Raw genomic sequence first — 237 nt, 5'->3', positions numbered from 1 at the left:
ATGCTGATCTTGGAGCGACCCGATGCCTGCATCACCACCAGCTCGGAGCTGGTGGCGAGCTGACCCAGGCCGATGAGGCCACCCAGCAGGGCCGCCAGGGGGAAGAACAGCACCGCCTCCTTGGGCATGGAGAGCAGCACGAAATAGAGGGCGTTGAGCATGTCGTAGTTGCCCTCCCCCACGGCTTTCAACTGCTCCACATATTTGATGAGCGCCGCCAGCCCGACCAGGGTCAGT

Annotated in this window: 1 protein-coding gene; it reads right to left on the bottom strand. The window is 62.9% G+C overall.

Going from position 1 to position 237, the window contains the following annotated elements:
• Positions 1-237, bottom strand: a 237-nt coding sequence (locus tag B4920_RS27920) for an LptF/LptG family permease (protein ID WP_139379783.1), incomplete at both ends; no start/stop codon positions are given.

Origin of the sequence: Zoogloea sp. LCSB751 (assembly GCF_002028455.1) — a bacterium.
In the GTDB taxonomy this organism is placed as follows: domain Bacteria; phylum Pseudomonadota; class Gammaproteobacteria; order Burkholderiales; family Rhodocyclaceae; genus Zoogloea.
Note: the sequence above shows the minus strand (reverse complement) of the source record. Positions and strands in the feature narration are given on the sequence as shown.